The 14172-nt window shown below is 69.4% G+C and carries 12 protein-coding genes; 4 read left to right on the top strand and 8 right to left on the bottom strand.

Annotated features, from left to right (window positions below):
* Nucleotides 1-4: 4 nt before the first annotated feature.
* Genes AB4112_RS19500 through AB4112_RS19485 form a run of 4 tightly spaced genes read right to left on the bottom strand, consistent with a single transcriptional unit; the run spans nucleotide 5 to nucleotide 3994 of the window.
* Nucleotides 5-787, bottom strand: a complete 783-nt coding sequence (locus AB4112_RS19500; RefSeq protein WP_441722281.1) for an ATP-binding cassette domain-containing protein — start codon at nucleotides 785-787, stop codon at nucleotides 5-7.
* Complete coding sequence (locus tag AB4112_RS19495) at nucleotides 784-1740, bottom strand: ABC transporter permease (RefSeq protein WP_441722279.1); 957 nt, start codon at nucleotides 1738-1740, stop codon at nucleotides 784-786. The genes AB4112_RS19500 and AB4112_RS19495 overlap by 4 nt, the downstream gene beginning before the upstream one ends.
* A gap of 35 nt (nucleotides 1741-1775) precedes the next feature.
* Nucleotides 1776-2876, bottom strand: coding sequence for a substrate-binding domain-containing protein (locus AB4112_RS19490; RefSeq protein ID WP_441722277.1), 1101 nt, complete (start codon nucleotides 2874-2876; stop codon nucleotides 1776-1778).
* 17 nt (nucleotides 2877-2893) lie between these two features.
* Complete coding sequence (locus tag AB4112_RS19485; protein WP_441722275.1) at nucleotides 2894-3994, bottom strand: substrate-binding domain-containing protein; 1101 nt, start codon at nucleotides 3992-3994, stop codon at nucleotides 2894-2896.
* A 176-nt stretch (nucleotides 3995-4170) separates the two neighbouring features.
* On the opposite strand from AB4112_RS19485, the gene AB4112_RS19480 reads away from it, so the two are divergent.
* Nucleotides 4171-5409, top strand: a complete 1239-nt coding sequence (locus AB4112_RS19480) for an ROK family transcriptional regulator (RefSeq protein WP_441722272.1) — start codon at nucleotides 4171-4173, stop codon at nucleotides 5407-5409.
* On the opposite strand, the gene AB4112_RS19475 is transcribed toward AB4112_RS19480, so the two are convergent.
* Nucleotides 5375-6202, bottom strand: coding sequence for an SDR family NAD(P)-dependent oxidoreductase (locus AB4112_RS19475; protein ID WP_441722269.1), 828 nt, complete (start codon nucleotides 6200-6202; stop codon nucleotides 5375-5377). The two genes, AB4112_RS19480 and AB4112_RS19475, sit on opposite strands and share 35 nt — an antisense overlap.
* A gap of 316 nt (nucleotides 6203-6518) precedes the next feature.
* On the opposite strand from AB4112_RS19475, the gene AB4112_RS19470 reads away from it, so the two are divergent.
* Together AB4112_RS19470 and AB4112_RS19465 are read left to right on the top strand one after the other, a co-directional pair.
* Nucleotides 6519-7229 (top strand): SDR family NAD(P)-dependent oxidoreductase, encoded by a 711-nt coding sequence (locus tag AB4112_RS19470; RefSeq protein ID WP_441722266.1) that lies wholly within the window; start codon nucleotides 6519-6521, stop codon nucleotides 7227-7229.
* 147 nt (nucleotides 7230-7376) lie between these two features.
* Nucleotides 7377-7613 carry a tautomerase family protein gene (locus tag AB4112_RS19465; protein WP_441722263.1) on the top strand — a complete coding sequence of 79 codons (237 nt, stop codon included), beginning with the start codon at nucleotides 7377-7379 and terminating at the stop codon, nucleotides 7611-7613.
* A 42-nt stretch (nucleotides 7614-7655) separates the two neighbouring features.
* Here AB4112_RS19465 and AB4112_RS19460 read toward each other — a convergent pair whose 3' ends face one another.
* The 3 genes from AB4112_RS19460 to AB4112_RS19450 all read right to left on the bottom strand — a co-directional run bounded on the left by AB4112_RS19460 (nucleotide 7656) and on the right by AB4112_RS19450 (nucleotide 13164).
* Nucleotides 7656-8591 carry a LysR family transcriptional regulator gene (locus AB4112_RS19460; protein ID WP_441722261.1) on the bottom strand — a complete coding sequence of 312 codons (936 nt, stop codon included), beginning with the start codon at nucleotides 8589-8591 and terminating at the stop codon, nucleotides 7656-7658.
* Nucleotides 8592-8740: 149 nt separating this feature from the next.
* Nucleotides 8741-11911, bottom strand: coding sequence for an efflux RND transporter permease subunit (locus AB4112_RS19455; protein WP_441722258.1), 3171 nt, complete (start codon nucleotides 11909-11911; stop codon nucleotides 8741-8743).
* Nucleotides 11912-11925: 14 nt separating this feature from the next.
* A complete protein-coding gene (locus AB4112_RS19450) occupies nucleotides 11926-13164 on the bottom strand; it encodes an efflux RND transporter periplasmic adaptor subunit (RefSeq protein WP_309801962.1) in 1239 nt (412 codons plus the stop codon).
* 351 nt (nucleotides 13165-13515) lie between these two features.
* Between AB4112_RS19450 and AB4112_RS19445 the strand changes: the two genes are divergently transcribed.
* On the top strand, nucleotides 13516-14085 hold the full coding sequence (locus tag AB4112_RS19445) for a TetR/AcrR family transcriptional regulator (RefSeq protein WP_441722255.1): 570 nt from the start codon (nucleotides 13516-13518) through the stop codon (nucleotides 14083-14085).
* Nucleotides 14086-14172: the final 87 nt, after the last annotated feature.

Here is a 14172-nt window from a genome sequence, read left to right as displayed (position 1 = left end):
CCGGTCAGGCGGCGGCGCGAACGGCGCCGGTGATGAGGTCGACGAGGTCGCGGGCGGTGACGTCGGGGATGCGGACATCCCCGGCCTTGCGGCCGTGGCGCAGCACCACGGCGCGGTCGCAGGTCTCGATCACATGCTGCATGTTGTGGCTGATCAGCAGCACGGCGACGCCCTGCGATTTCAGCGTCAGGATCAGCTCGTTGACATGCTTGGACTGCTCGACCCCCAGCGCCGCGGTCGGCTCGTCCAGGATCACGATGTGCTTGCCCCAGCCGACCGCACGGCCGATGGCGACGGCCTGGCGCTGGCCGCCGGACAGCCGCTCGATCGGCACCCCGGCCGAGGGCACGCGGACCTTCAGCTTCTCCAGGATCCGCGTCGACTCCGCCGCCATCGCCCGCTTGTCGAGCCAGCCCAGCGCCCGCAGCAGCGGGTTGCGGTGGAAGATCTCGCGGTGCAGGAACAGGTTGGCGGCGACATCCATCTTGCCGACCAGGGCCAGGCCCTGGTGCACCGTCTCGATGCCGCAGTCGCGGGCGTCCTGCGGCGTGGCGATCTGCACCTCCTTGCCATCGACCCGGATGGTGCCCGAGGTGGCGCGGTACAGGCCGCTGATGCAGCGGGTCAGCGTGGTCTTGCCGGCGCCGTTGTCGCCCAGCAGCGCCAGCACCTCGCCGCGCCGGACCGACAGGTCGACGCCGGACAGCGCCTCGACCGGGCCGAAATGCTTGGACAGGCCTTGGACCTCGAGCACCGGGACATCGTCGTTGATTGCCGGGTCGGTCATTGCCGGGTCTCCCGCAGGCTGATGGCGACGGCCAGGATCAGGATCACGCCGCGCGCGATCATCTGGTCGGACACGCTGAACCCCATCAGGATCAGCCCGTTGTTGAGCACGCCCAGCAGCCAGGATCCGACCACGGCGCCGATCACCGAGCCCTTGCCGCCGAACAGGCTGGTGCCACCGATCACCACCGCGGCAATCACGGTCAGCACGTCGGTCTCGCCCAGGGTGTAGCGGGCGCCGTGCAGCCGGCCGGCATACAGCATCCCGGCCAGGGCCGCGGCCATGCCGGTGACGACGAAGACGCCGATGGTCACCCGCATGGTGCTGATGCCGGCTGCGCGCGCCGCCTGGACCTCGCCGCCGGTCGCCAGCACGCGGCGGCCATAGGCGGTGTTGTTGAGGGCGAGATGGCCGATGGCCAGCGCCGCCACCGTCCAGACGAACAGCACCGAGACCGGGCCGATGTCGCCGGAGCCGAAGACAAAGGTGTAGGGGTCGCTGGTGATCGGCACCGATTCCAGGTTGGTCAGCACCCGGGCCAGACCGGTGATGATGCCCATGGTTCCGAGGGTGACCAGCAGCGCCGGGATGCGCAGCGCCACGGTCAGCAGGCCGTTGACCAGCCCGACCAGGGCGCCGGTCAGGAGGCCGGCCGGGATCGCCAGCGCCAGCCCGGCCTCGCGCATCACCACGGCGGTGACCAGCGCGGCCAGCGCCACGGTGGCGCCGACCGACAGGTCGATCTGCCCAGCGCACAGGGCGAAGGTCATGCCCACCGCCATGATCGTCACCGGCGTGGTCTGCCGGATGATCGTCATCATGTTCTCGGGCGTCATGAAGCCGCGGTCGGACAGCGCGATCGCGAAGAAGCCGATGATCGCGACAAAGCCGATATAGACGACGAAGGCGCTGAGCTGCCCGCCCCGGAACAGCCTGGCGACGGCGGTGGACATGGAAACTCCTGTGCTCCTGATGCGCGCGGAACGGTTTACTGCAGCGCCGCCTTGACGCTGTCGGGCAGCGGCTTGTGCAGCGACTGCTCCCACGCCGCGGCGAGGTTGGCCTTGGTCGCCGTGACCAGCCCGACGGTGGAGAAGGGCGGCGCCGCCTTGCCCAGCAGGCCGTAGGCCGCCAGGGTCGCCATCGCCTGCCCGACCTCGTAGGGCATGTCGGCGACGGTGCCGGCCATCGACCCTGATTTGGCCATGTCGAGCGCGTTGTTGGCGCCGAGATCGTGGGTCACGACCTTGACGTCGGTGCGGCCGGCCGCCCGCAGCGCCTCGACCACGCCTTCCGCCGCGACGTCCCAGGCGACATAGATGCCCTTGATGTCGGGGTGCTGCTGGATCATCGCCGAGGCAATGTCGAAGGTCTGCGGCTCGGCCGTGAAGCCCTTGGCGTCGACGATGACGAGGCCGGGATAGTCCTTCTCCAGCGTCGCCCGGAAGGCGCCGTCGCGGTTGTTGGTCACGAAGAATTCGGCGTCGTGATAGATGAAGCCGACGGCGCCCTTGCCGCCCAGCGCATCGTTCATCAGCTGGGCCGCCGCCCGGCCCATGCCGATATGGTCGCCGGTGACGATGCCGACATAATCCTTGCCGGCGACGAAGCCCTGGGCGCCGTTGTCGGCCAGCACCAGCTTGACCCCGGCATTGTTGGCCCGGCGGAAGGCCTCGGCCCCCGCCACCGGGTCGACGATCAGGGTCAGGATCGCGCTCGGCTTCAGCGCCAGCGCGGTCTCGACGTCATTGGCCTGCTTGGCCGGATCGAACTGGGCGTCGGCCCGCGCCACCACCGAGATGCCGAGTTCCTTCAGCCGGTCCTCCGCCCCGGCCGACAGGGCGGTGTACCATTCGCCGGACCCGGCCCACAGCAGGGCCGCGCTGTAGTGGCCGGCCTGGATCTTGGCGACCTCCTCCGGAGTCAGCGCGATCCGGCCCGCCGGGGTCGCCGGCTCGCCGTTCGGGCTGGTCTCGGGCTTGCCCAGGTCGAAGCTGCTGGGCGTGGAATAGAACGGTGTCTGGGCCGTGGCCGGTCCCGCCGCGAGCGCGGCGGCAAGGACGGTGCTCGTCACGAGGGTCCGCAGCATGATGCACTCCCCTCCGATCACTTGAGCGCGCTGGCGACCGAGTCCGGCAGCGGCCGCTTCAGCGAGCCTTCCCAGCCCTGTGCCAGGTTGGCCTTGGTCACGGGAACGAGGCCGACGGTGTTGAAGGCCGGCGCCGGCTTCTTCAGCAGGCCATACCCGGCCAGCGTCGCCATGGCCGTGCCGATGTCGTAGGGCTGGTCGGCGACGGTGCCGTACATCGACCCGCCCTTGGCCATGTCGAGCGCGTTGGTGGCGCCGAGGTCGTAGGTCACCACCTTGACGTCGGTCCGCCCTGCCGCCCGCAGCGCCTCGACCACGCCTTCCGCCGCCACGTCCCAGGCGACGTAGATGCCCTTGATCTCGGGATGCTGCTGGATCATCGCCGAGGCCAGGTCGAAGGTCTGCGGCTCGGCCGTGAAGCCCTTGGCATCGACGATCACCAGACCGGGATACTTCTGCTCCAGCGTCGCCCGGAAGCCGTTGTCGCGGCCGTTGGTGATGAAGTACTTGGCGTCGTGATAGATGAAGCCGACGGCGCCCTTGCCGCCCAGCGCGTCGTTCATCAGCGCGGCCGCGGCCACGCCCATCCCGGCGATGTCGTCGGTGACGATGCCGACATAGTCGCGGCCGGCGGCAAAGCCCTGCACCGGGTTGCTCAGCAGCACGGTGGTGACGCCCTTGGCCACTGCCGGCTTCAGCGCCGCCGCCCCCTGCACCGGGTCGAGGATCAGGGTCAGGATCACGTCCGGCTGCAGCGCCATCGCGGTCTCGATGTCGTTGGCCTGCTTCGCCGGGTCGTATTGTGCGTCGGAGGTGGCGACGACCTCGATCCCGAGTTCGGCGAAGCGGGCCTTGGCGCCCGCCGTCACCGCATTCACCCAGTCGCCGCCGCCATGCCACAGCAGCGCCGCCTTGTGGCCGCCGGACTTCAGCGTGCCGATCTCGGCGTCGCTCAGGTTCAGATCCTTGGCCGGCGACGGGGCGCTGCCGTCCGGGCCGGGCAGCGGCGCCGACAGGTCGAGCGCCAGCTTGTCCTTGTAGAACGGCTCTTCCGCCAGGCCGGCGGCGGCGGGTGCGAAGGCGGCCAGCAACAGGGCCAATGCCAGGGTCCGTCTCATCATGCTCTCCCCGTTTTTGTCCCGCTCTTGACCTCGGCGATGCCCCGGCGAGGGGCAATCCAGTCCGATCGGGTGGACCCAACAATGCGTGACGAAATCGGCCTCGTCAATTAGGCGATCAATTTGACTTATAAATTTTCCGTGGCTAGGCTCGGGCCACAACAAGAGGGGCGGCCATGCTGAAGGCGACCAATATCGAGCAGGCCAAGCTGATCAATCTTTGGGTCGTGTTCGATGCCGTCCGCCTGCACGGCCCGCTGTCGCGCGCCGACATCGCCCGGCTGACCGGGCTGTCGAAACAGACCGTCTCCAACCTTGCCGACGAGCTGTACGAGGCCGGGCTGCTGCGGCCGGAAGGCCGCAAGATCGCCGGCGTCGGCAAGCCGTCGATCCAGCTGGCGATCAACCCGGAGGGCGGCTTCACCATCGGGCTGCAGCTCGACCGCGGACGGCTGGTCACGGTGGTCGCCGACCTCTCCGGCCAGGTCCGCGAGCGGGCGGTGCAGCCGGTGGAGATGCCGAGCCCCGAGCAGACGGTGCCGCGGCTGAAGCAGCAGGTCGACGCGATCATCGCCGAGGCCGGCATCGCCCGCGACCAGCTGCTCGGCGTCGGGCTGGTGATGCCGGGGCCGTTCCAGGTCGAGGGGCTGGGCCCCACCAGCCTGCCCGGCTGGGACGGGCTGAAGATCGCCGCCGACCTGGAGGCCGCGATCGGGCTGCCGGTGCAGCTGGAGAACGACGCCACCGCCGCCGCCAGCGCCGAGTGGCTGTACGGCGCGGCGCGGTCGCTCTCCACCTTCGTCTACGTCTTCATCGGCATCGGCCTGGGCGCCGGGCTGATGATCGAGGGCCGCGCCTTTTCCGGTGCCGCCGGCAATGCCGGTGAGTTCGGCCACCTGATGGTGCAGCCGGGCGGGCTGCGCTGCGACTGCGGCAACCGCGGCTGCCTGGAGGCCTATCTGTCGCTGAACGCCGCGTTCCAGCACCTGGCGGCGCAAGGGCTGGCGCTGCAGTCGATCGAGGCGTTCGAGCGCGAGATCGCGCCTGATGATCCCCGCCTCGACGCCTGGCTGGACGCCGCGATCGAGCCGTTCCGCATCGGCCTCAACGCCGTCGAGAACATGTTCGACCCGGAGGCGATCCTGCTGGGCGGCGACGCGCCGGACTGGCTGCTGGACCGGCTGGTGCAGCGGGTGCATCCGCTGTACCGCTCGCTCGGCACCACCCAGCACCGGCGCTGGCCGCGGCTGATGCGGGGGACGCTGGGCCGCGACGCCGCCGCCCGCGGCGCCGCCGTGCTGCCGATCTTCCGCACCCTGAACCCGAGCTATGTCCCGCTCGGCGCCGAGCGGATCAAGCCGGCCGCCCTGCGCGCCCGCATCAGCACCGCGACGGTGCAGCTGCCGCCGGCCTGAGCCCGGACGCCGGCTTCGCCGGATCAGTACCCGGCGGTGACGCCGAAATCGATGGGCAATGCCGCGCCCGTGATCGGCGCCGCGCCCGGCTGGCACAGGTAGTGGATGAAGCCGGCGACCTCCTCCGCCTGGATGAAGCGCGCCGATTCCCCTTGCGGGTAATGCCCGAGCAGCCGGCGCTTGTAGGCGTCGGGTCGCCGCCGCCATAGGCGTTGGCCTGGTGCTCGATCATCGGCGTGGCCACGTCGCCGGGGCAGACGGCGTTGACCCGGATGCCCTGCGGCGCGAGTTCCAGTGCGAGCGCCTTGCTGAGCAGCACCAGCCCGCCCTTCGAGGCGCAGTAGACCGCGGCGCCGCTGTTGCCCACCAGCCCGGCGTCGGAGGCGATGTTGACCACCGCGCCGCGCGCAGCGGCGAGATGGGGGATCGCCGCCGAGATCAGGAAGAACGCGCCCTTGAGGTTGATGTCGAGCACGCGGTCCCAATCGTCTTCGGCGACGGTCCCGGCCGGCCCCTCGAGCCAGACCCCGGCCGCGTTGACCAGGACATCGAGTCTTCCGCCCCAGGCCGCCGCGCCGGCCACGGCCTCACGGCAGGCGGACGCGGACCGGATGTCGAGTCCGAGGGCGAGGACGTCGGCGCCCGTCCCGGCGACCCGGGCCTCCGCCTCCTGCAGCCTGGGCCCGGGCAGGTCGGCCAGGACCAGGCGGGCATCGTCGGCGGCGAAGCGCAGGGCGGTCGCCAGGCCCATGCCCCCTGCCCCGCCGGCGATCATCACTGTCCTGCGCGTCATGGTCGAATACCCCAATGGTCCGGCGCTGCCGTTCCGGCTCGCCCCAATCCCCCACGATACGTCAGCCGACTCGAAAGGGTGGATATAGGACCTTGGGTCCTGCGCGACCGGAGACGATCTCCATATCGGCGCTGCGGCATCTGAAGCGCGGCCTGCCCTTTCCGCGGCGAGGGCCCATTCTTCCGTCTAAAGGAAGAGTCTCTGCCGCATGCCAGTCATTCTGCCGATCAATGAACGATCGTAAATGATGGGGGCCGGCCCGATCCGGGCCGCCGGCGGCACCCCTGCCAGCCGGACGACATCATCGAGGCAGATCATGAGCAACCAGCAGAAAGTGGCCATCATCACCGGCGGGTCGCAGGGTATCGGCGCCGGCCTGGTCAAGGCCTACCGGGATCGCGACTTCCGGGTGGTGGCGACGTCCCGCTCGATCAAGCAGGGCAGCGACCGCGATGTTCTCGCTATCGCCGGCGACATCGGCGACCCCGCGACGGCCGACCGCGTCGTGAAGGAAGCGATTTCACACTTTGGCCGGGTCGACACGCTGGTCAACAACGCCGGCATCTTCATCGCCAAGCCCTTCACGGACTACACGGCCGAGGACTTCGCCGCGGTGATCGCGACCAACCTCGCCGGCTTCTTCCACATCACCCAGCGTGCGGCGGCGGAGATGCTGAAGCAGGGCTCCGGCCACATCGTCAGCATCACCACGAGCTTCGTCGACCACCCCCTCTCCGCCGTGCCCGCGGGGCTGGCCAACCTGACCAAGGGCGGCATCGTCTCCGCCACCAAGTCGCTCGCCATCGAGTACGCCTCGAAGGGCATCCGGGTGAACGCCGTCTCGCCGGGCTTCATCAAGACCCCGCTGCACACCGCGGAGTCCCTGGCGTTCGTCGCCGACCTCAACCCGGTCAAGCGGGTGGGTGAGATCCGCGACGTGGTCGACGCGGTGCTCTACCTCGAATCTGCCGGCTACGCGACGGGCGCGATCCTCCATGTCGATGGCGGCCAGGCCGCCGGCCACTGATCGAGGCCGCGTCCGGCGTGCAAACGTCATCACGCCGGAGCCCTCGGGCAATCGCCGGCATCGGCATCCCGATATCCGCGATACTCTCGCAGTCGTGCAACGCCGGCGCCCGATGGATCGGGACGCCGGCCACCCAAGGAGGGCTTCATGCCGATCGTCACCATACAGGTCACGCGCGAAGGGTCCGGCCCCGGCCGCGATTCCGTCACGGCCGAGGAGAAGGCGAAGCTGATCGCCGGCGTCAGCCAGCTGCTGCTCGACGTGCTCAACAAGCCGCTCGACGCGACCTTCGTCGTCATCGAGGAGGTCGAGCTGGAGAACTGGGGCTGGGGCGGCTTGCCGGTGCCCGAAAAGCGCAGGCGGCTGGCCGCAGGCGGCAGCTGACCCGGCACGGAGGCCGCCATCGGTCCGGCGGCCTCCGTTGCTTTAATCGCGAAGGGCCTCGGCCTCAGCGGAGAGCCTGGCGAATTCCGCTCGCAGGCGCGGGGCCGCGAAATCAACGAACGCCCGCACCTTGGGCACCGACACCCGGCCATGCGGCATGACCAGGTGGACCGGCAGGGCCTGGGGTTCGGCATCGCGCAGCACGACCTTCAGCGACCCGTCCTGCACGCGTTCGGCCACATGATAGGTGTAGAGGCGCGTCACGCCATGCCCGTCCACCGCCGAAGCGAGCGCAGCCCGAACGCTGTTGACCAGCAGCCGGGCCTTGAAGTGGACGGCCCGGGCGATCGCGCTGCCTTCCGGCGGCGGGAAGACCCAGGTGTCCTGCCCGAAATGGGTGGTGGTGACGATGCGGTGCCGGGTGAGGTCCGCCGGCTCGACGATGCGGGGGTGCGATGCAAGGTACCGCGGTGACGCGACCACGACCCGCTTGACGCCGCCCCCGACCCGCACGGCGACCATCGAGGAATCAGGGAGTTCGGCGACACGCAGGGCGATGTCGATCCCCTCCTCCACCAGATTGGCGTGGCGGTCGAGCAGCACGAGATTCACCGAGACGGCCGGATAGGCTTCGAGATAGGCGCCGACGATCGGCCGCAGGATTTCCTCGCCGCTGATCGGCGGCGCGGTCAGGGTGAGTGTCCCGCGCGGCGCGGCCCGCTCATCCGCCACGGACAGGTCGGCTTCTTCGAGATCGACCAGCACGCGCCGGCAGGCGGAAGCGTAGCGCTCGCCCGCCTCGCTGAGCCGGATCGAGCGGGTGGTGCGGTGGAGCAGCTCGGCGCCGACATGGCGCTCCAGGAAGGCGATGGCCCGGCTCACGGCAGCCGGCGACCGCCCCAGCCGGCGCCCGGCACCAGCCAAGCTGCCCTCGTCCAGGGCCGCGACGAACACCTTCATCGCTTCGATGCGATCCAATTCGGTCTTCCGCTCATGGGAACACTGGAGCGGAAGGATCGTGCATTGCGACGATCCAAGCAACAATCCTCGCCACCCCAGAACGACAGAAGCCCCCGTCCTGGGACGAGGGCCTCTATCGTTCCGGCTCCAGGGCTTTCCCAGCGGGGTCAGGACACCCCGGTGGTCCCGACAGCCGCGACGGGCGCCCGCCGCCGGCTGCCGAGCTTGCGGATCACCGTGTAGAAGACCGGCGTGAACAGCAGGCCGAACACGGTCACCCCCAGCATGCCCGAAAACACCGCCGTCCCCAGTGACTGGCGCATCTCCGACCCCGCCCCGGTCGCGACCACCAGCGGTGCGACGCCGAGGATGAAGGCGAAGGACGTCATCAGGATCGGGCGCAGCCGGGTGCGCGCCGCTTGCACCGCCGCCTCGGCCGCCGTGGCGCCCTCGTCCTCGGCCTGGCGGGCGAACTCGACGATCAGGATCGCGTTCTTGGCCGCGAGCCCGACCAGGACCACGAAGCCGATCTGGGCCAGCACGTCGATCGGCATGCCGCGCAGCCCCAGCCCGGTGACCGAGGCCAGCAGGCACATCGGCACGATCAGCACCACGGCCAGCGGCAGCTTCCAGCTTTCATACTGGGCGGCCAGCACCAGGAACACAAACAGGGCGGCGGCACCGAACACCAGCAGGGTCGGCGTGCCCTGCTGCTGCTGCTGGAAGGCCAGCTCGGTCCATTCGAAGCCGATGCCGTGCGGCAGGACCTCATGCGCCAGCTCCTCCATCCGCTTCAGCGCGGTGCCGGTGGCGACGCCGGGGGCGGCGACGCCCTGGACCTCGGCGGCCGGGAACAGGTTGTAGCGCGGCACGCGGTACGGCGCGGTCTCGGCCGTCAGCCGGGCCACCGAGCCGATCGGCACCATCTCGCCCGAGGCGTTGCGGGCCTTGAGGCGCGAGATGTCCCCGGCGTTCTGGCGGAAGCTGCCATCGGCCTGGGCGATGACCTGGAAGGTGCGGCCGAGATAGTTGAAGTCGTTCACATACTGCGAGCCGAGATAGACCTGCAGCGTCGTGAACACGTCGGTCGGCGTCAGCCCGACCTTCTGGGCCTTCACCCGGTCGATGTCGGTGTAGATCGACGGCGACCGGGTGCTGAACAGGGTGAAGGCGCCGCCGATTGCCGGGTCCTTGTTGGCGGCGGCGACCAGGGCCTGCGCCGCCTTGGCCAGCGCGTCGGAGCCGAGGCCGGCCTGGTCCTGCAGCATCATCTTGAAGCCGCCGGCGCTGCCGATGCCCTGCACCGGCGGTGGCGGGATGGTCAGGACATAGGCGTCCTGGATCACGGAGAGGCGCTTGCGCAGATCGGCCAGCACCGTGTTCGCGGTGACGCCGTCGATGTGGTGGTTGTAGAGCGACGGCAGGCCCGAGAAGATCGTCCCCGCATTGGACGCCACGGTGAAGGTGGTGGCGTCGAGGCCGGCGAAGGGCGCCACATGTTCGATGCCCGGCGTCGTCATGATGATCTCGATCGCCTCCTTCACCACCGCCTCGGTGCGGTCCAGCGTAGCGCCGGGGGGCAGCTGGACCACGGTGATGAGGTAGCCCTGGTCCTGCTCCGGAATGAAGCCGGTCGGGGTGCGGGCGAACTGGACGCCGGTGAGAGCCACCAGGCCGACATAGAGGATGAGGACCACCGCCGTCGCCCGGATCAGCCGGCGCGCCAAGCCGCCATAGCCGTTGGACAGCCGGTCGAAGCCGCGGTTGAAGCGGCCGAAGCCGGCCTGCAGCAGGCGGCGGCCCAGGCTGGCCCGCGCCACCTGGTGCGGGTCATGCGCCTTGAACAGCACCGCGCACAGGGCCGGGCTGAGGGTCAGCGACACGAAGCAGGAGATAACGGTCGAGGCCGCGATGGTGACCGCGAACTGGCGGAAGAACTCGCCGGTGATGCCGGACAGGAAGGCCGACGGCACGAACACCGCGCACAGGGTCAGGGCGATGGCGATCAGCGCGCCGCCGACCTCGTCCATCGTCTTGTGCGCGGCCGCCGCCGGCGTCATGCCGCGATGCAGGTTGCGCTCGACATTCTCGACCACGACGATCGCGTCATCGACCACGATACCGACGGCCAGCACCAGACCGAACAGCGACAGGTTGTTCAGCGAGATGCCCAGGGCGTAGAGCACCGAGAACGTCCCGACCAGCGACACCGGGATGGCGATGACCGGGATGATCGAGGCCCGCCAGCTCTGCAGGAACACGAAGACGACGACGACGACGAGCAGGATCGCCTCGAAGATCGTCTCGATCACCTGGTCGACGGATTTGCCGATGAAGATGGTCGGGTCGTAGATCACCTTGTAGTCCAGGCCCGGCGGGAAGTCCTTGGCCAGGGTCTGCATGGTGCCCAGGACTTCGCTTTCCACCGCCAGGGAATTCGCGCCCGGCTGCGCGAAGATCAGCAGCGGCAAGCCCGGCCCCCGGTCCATGTAGCTGGTCGACCCGTAATCCGCGGCGCCGATTTCGACCCGGCCGATGTCGCGGACCCGGGTGACCCGGCCCTCATCGTCGGACTTCACCACGATGTCGGCGAACTGGTCGGGCGTAGACAGCCGGCCGAGGGTCTGGACGTTGATCTGGTACGCCTCTTTCGACGGCACCGGGGGCTGGTTCAGGATGCCGGCGGAGACCTGGAGATTCTGCGCCCGCAAGGCGGCCAGCACCTCGCTGGCGTCGAGGTTCCGGGCCGCCACCTTGTCCGGGTCCAGCCAGATCCGCATGGCGTATTCGCGCGCGCCCTGGAACTGCACGTCGCCGACGCCCGGCAGCCGGGCCAGCGCATCCTTCACATGCAGCGTCGCGTAATTCGACATGTAGAGCGTGTCGCGCGAGCTGTCCGGCGAGTAGAGGTGGACGGCCAGCAGGATGTTCGGCGTCGCCTTGCGGACCTGCACGCCCAGACGCTGGACGTCGTCGGGCAGCCTCGGCAGCGCATCCTGGACGCGGTTCTGCGTCAGCATCTGCGCCACGTTCAGGTCGGTGCCGATCTGGAACGTCACCGTGACCGTCAGCTTGCCGTCGCCGGTCGACTGGCTGCTGAGATACAGCATGTTCTCGACGCCGTTGATCTGCTGTTCCAGCGGCGTCGCCACAGTGCGCGACACGGTTTCGGCCGACGCACCCGGATAGGTCGTCGTCACCTGCACGGTCGGCGGCACGATCTCCGGATACTGCGCGATCGGCAGGATGAAGAGGGCGCCGAGCCCGACCAGGGTCAGGAAGGTGCTGAGAACGGTCGCGAAGATCGGCCGGTCGATGAAGAAATGGGTCAGGCGCATGGTGGCCTCCCCTCCTAGCTCTGGCCGTCGGAGGCGGCGCTGTAGTCGATGGCGCCATCCTGCGGCGTGACCTTGCCGCCGGGGGCGGCCCGCACGATGCCGTCGATGATCACCCGGTCATCCGCCGCCAGCCCGGACCGGATGACCCGCAGCCCGCCGCGCAGGTCGCCGGTCTCGACCGGCTTGGGCACCACGGTGCCGTCGGCGTCGACCGTCAGCACGATGTGCTGCGACTGGTCGAGCAGGACCGAGGCGTCGGGCACCAGCACCGTCGGCGCGGCCGGCGCGACCGCCAGGCGCAGCCGGGCGAACTGGCCGGGCGTCAGGAACAGGTCGGGGTTGGAGACCAGCGCCCGGGCATGGATGGTGCCGCTGGAGCGGTCGAGCGCGTTGTCGACGAATTCGAGCGTGCCCTGCCTCGTGAAGCGGGTCTCGTCGCTGAGGCTGATGTCGACCTTGTCCGCCAGCCCGCCCGGGTTGCCCGCGCGCTGGCGCGAGAAGGTTAGGAAGTCGGATTCGCTCATGTCGAAGTCGAGATGGATGGGGTCGAGCGAGACCAGGGTCGCCAGCACCGTCGTCGGGCTGCTCGCGAAACGGCTGCCGGCGATCAGGTTGCCGACCGAGACCTGGTGCGCGCCGATGCGGCCGCTGAACGGGGCGACGATGCGGCTGTGGTCGATGTCGAACTGGGCGTCGCGGATCTGCGCCTTGGCGTCGTCGATCGCGGCCTGGGCGGCGCCGACCTCGGAGGTGCGCTGGTCGACGGCCTCGGCGGTCCCGAAATCGCTGCGCTTGAGCGTCTGGGCCCGGACCAGCTGGCTGCTGGCGAGCGCGAAGCTCGACTGCGCCGCCTCGAGCTGGGCCGTCGCCTGGGCGAGCTTGATCTCGTAGGGGGTCGGGTCGATCACGAAGAGCAGGTCCCCCTGGTGGACGATCTGCCCGTCCTGGAAATGGATCTCGGCGAGCGTGCCGCCGACCTGCGCCCGCAATTCGACGCGATCGACCGCCGAGAACTGGCCGAGGAAGCCGATCCGGGTGTCGACATCGCGCACCAGCGGCCGGCTGATGGTCACCGGCGCCGGCGGGACCGCGGCCTGGGCCACCGGACCGGTGGCGCGGCCCGACAGCTCGAACCATGCCACGCCGGCCAGCGCGATCACGGCCACGCCCGCCAGCCAGGGCCAAGCCTTGCGACGCGTCGCGACGGACTGCTCCAGCTCCTCGGCCTCCGGCAATCTGCTGAATTCGTTCATGTGCTGGTCCCGCTGATCCCCAAAGACCCGCCCTTCCATTCGGGAAGGGCGATCGGTGGCCTGTTCATCGATCGGAAGTCCGTTCGGCCCGCATTGTTCAAAAACCCGGGCCGGTCTTGTATTAAGATGTCATTCGACATCTATGTCGGGCTTAGATGATGATCGCCATCCAAGGCGTCAAGTGGCCAGGCGAAGAGTCATGGAAGGAGACCCCGGCCGCGGTCGGTCCCATGGCGGTGAGGCCGGACACCGGTTGATTTGGATGTCGTTCGACATCAACTAAGATGCCAAGTACAATCTAAACGTCGGCGAGCATCGCCGGCCCGACATCGTCGAGGACATGAACGCGGGATGAGGAAATCCAGGAAGGAAGCCGCTGAGACCCGGGCGCGGATCGTCGACGCCGCGTCGGTCGAGTTCCGCCGCAACGGCATCGGCGCGACCGGGCTGTCGGAGCTGATGGCCGCGGCCGGGCTCACCCATGGCGGCTTTTACCGGCATTTCGGCTCGAAGGACGAGCTTGTCGCCGAGACCTGCGCCTCCGCGGCGGAAGGGCTGATCGCATCGATCGCCACGGCCCGGGCGGAGCCGGACCAGCGCGGCCTGGAAACCATCCTGGGGGACTACCTCTCATCCGACCGGCGGGACGACCCGTCGGGGATCTGCCCGTTCGCGGCGCTCGGCGGCGAGATCGCGCGCAGCAGCGACCCCGTCCGCGACGCGGCCACGGACGGCTTTCGCAAGCTGGTCGACGTCATCGCTGCGGAGTGCGGCAAGACTGGGCCGGACGCTGCCAGGGGCCGCGCTTTGGTCGCGCTGTGCACGATGGTCGGGGCGCTGACGATGTCCCGGATGGTCAACGACCCCGCCCTGTCTGACGAGATCCTGCGCGAGGTGAAGGCGTCCCTGGCCCGCGCCTGACGCTGTCAGCGTGGAACGGTGCAGTGCCCGGAACGAGAACAGGCCCGATGCGTTGGCATCGGGCCTGTTGGTATCTGGTTGCGGGGA

Origin of the sequence: Inquilinus sp. 2KB_23, assembly GCF_052115705.1 — a bacterium.
Classification (GTDB): Bacteria; Pseudomonadota; Alphaproteobacteria; order DSM-16000; family Inquilinaceae; genus Inquilinus; species Inquilinus ginsengisoli_A.
The sequence above is the reverse complement of the archived record's forward strand: the minus strand, read 5'-3'. Positions and strand labels throughout refer to the sequence as shown.

Coding starts and splice junctions, on each gene's coding strand:
- AB4112_RS19500 (WP_441722281.1), bottom strand. CDS start 787: ATGACCGACCCGGCAATCAACGACGATGTCCCGGTGCTCGAGGTCCAA.
- AB4112_RS19495 (WP_441722279.1), bottom strand. CDS start 1,740: ATGTCCACCGCCGTCGCCAGGCTGTTCCGGGGCGGGCAGCTCAGCGCC.
- AB4112_RS19490 (WP_441722277.1), bottom strand. CDS start 2,876: ATGCTGCGGACCCTCGTGACGAGCACCGTCCTTGCCGCCGCGCTCGCG.
- AB4112_RS19485 (WP_441722275.1), bottom strand. CDS start 3,994: ATGAGACGGACCCTGGCATTGGCCCTGTTGCTGGCCGCCTTCGCACCC.
- AB4112_RS19480 (WP_441722272.1), top strand. CDS start 4,171: ATGCTGAAGGCGACCAATATCGAGCAGGCCAAGCTGATCAATCTTTGG.
- AB4112_RS19475 (WP_441722269.1), bottom strand. CDS start 6,202: ATGACGCGCAGGACAGTGATGATCGCCGGCGGGGCAGGGGGCATGGGC.
- AB4112_RS19470 (WP_441722266.1), top strand. CDS start 6,519: ATGAGCAACCAGCAGAAAGTGGCCATCATCACCGGCGGGTCGCAGGGT.
- AB4112_RS19465 (WP_441722263.1), top strand. CDS start 7,377: ATGCCGATCGTCACCATACAGGTCACGCGCGAAGGGTCCGGCCCCGGC.
- AB4112_RS19455 (WP_441722258.1), bottom strand. CDS start 11,911: ATGCGCCTGACCCATTTCTTCATCGACCGGCCGATCTTCGCGACCGTT.
- AB4112_RS19450 (WP_309801962.1), bottom strand. CDS start 13,164: ATGAACGAATTCAGCAGATTGCCGGAGGCCGAGGAGCTGGAGCAGTCC.
- AB4112_RS19445 (WP_441722255.1), top strand. CDS start 13,516: ATGAGGAAATCCAGGAAGGAAGCCGCTGAGACCCGGGCGCGGATCGTC.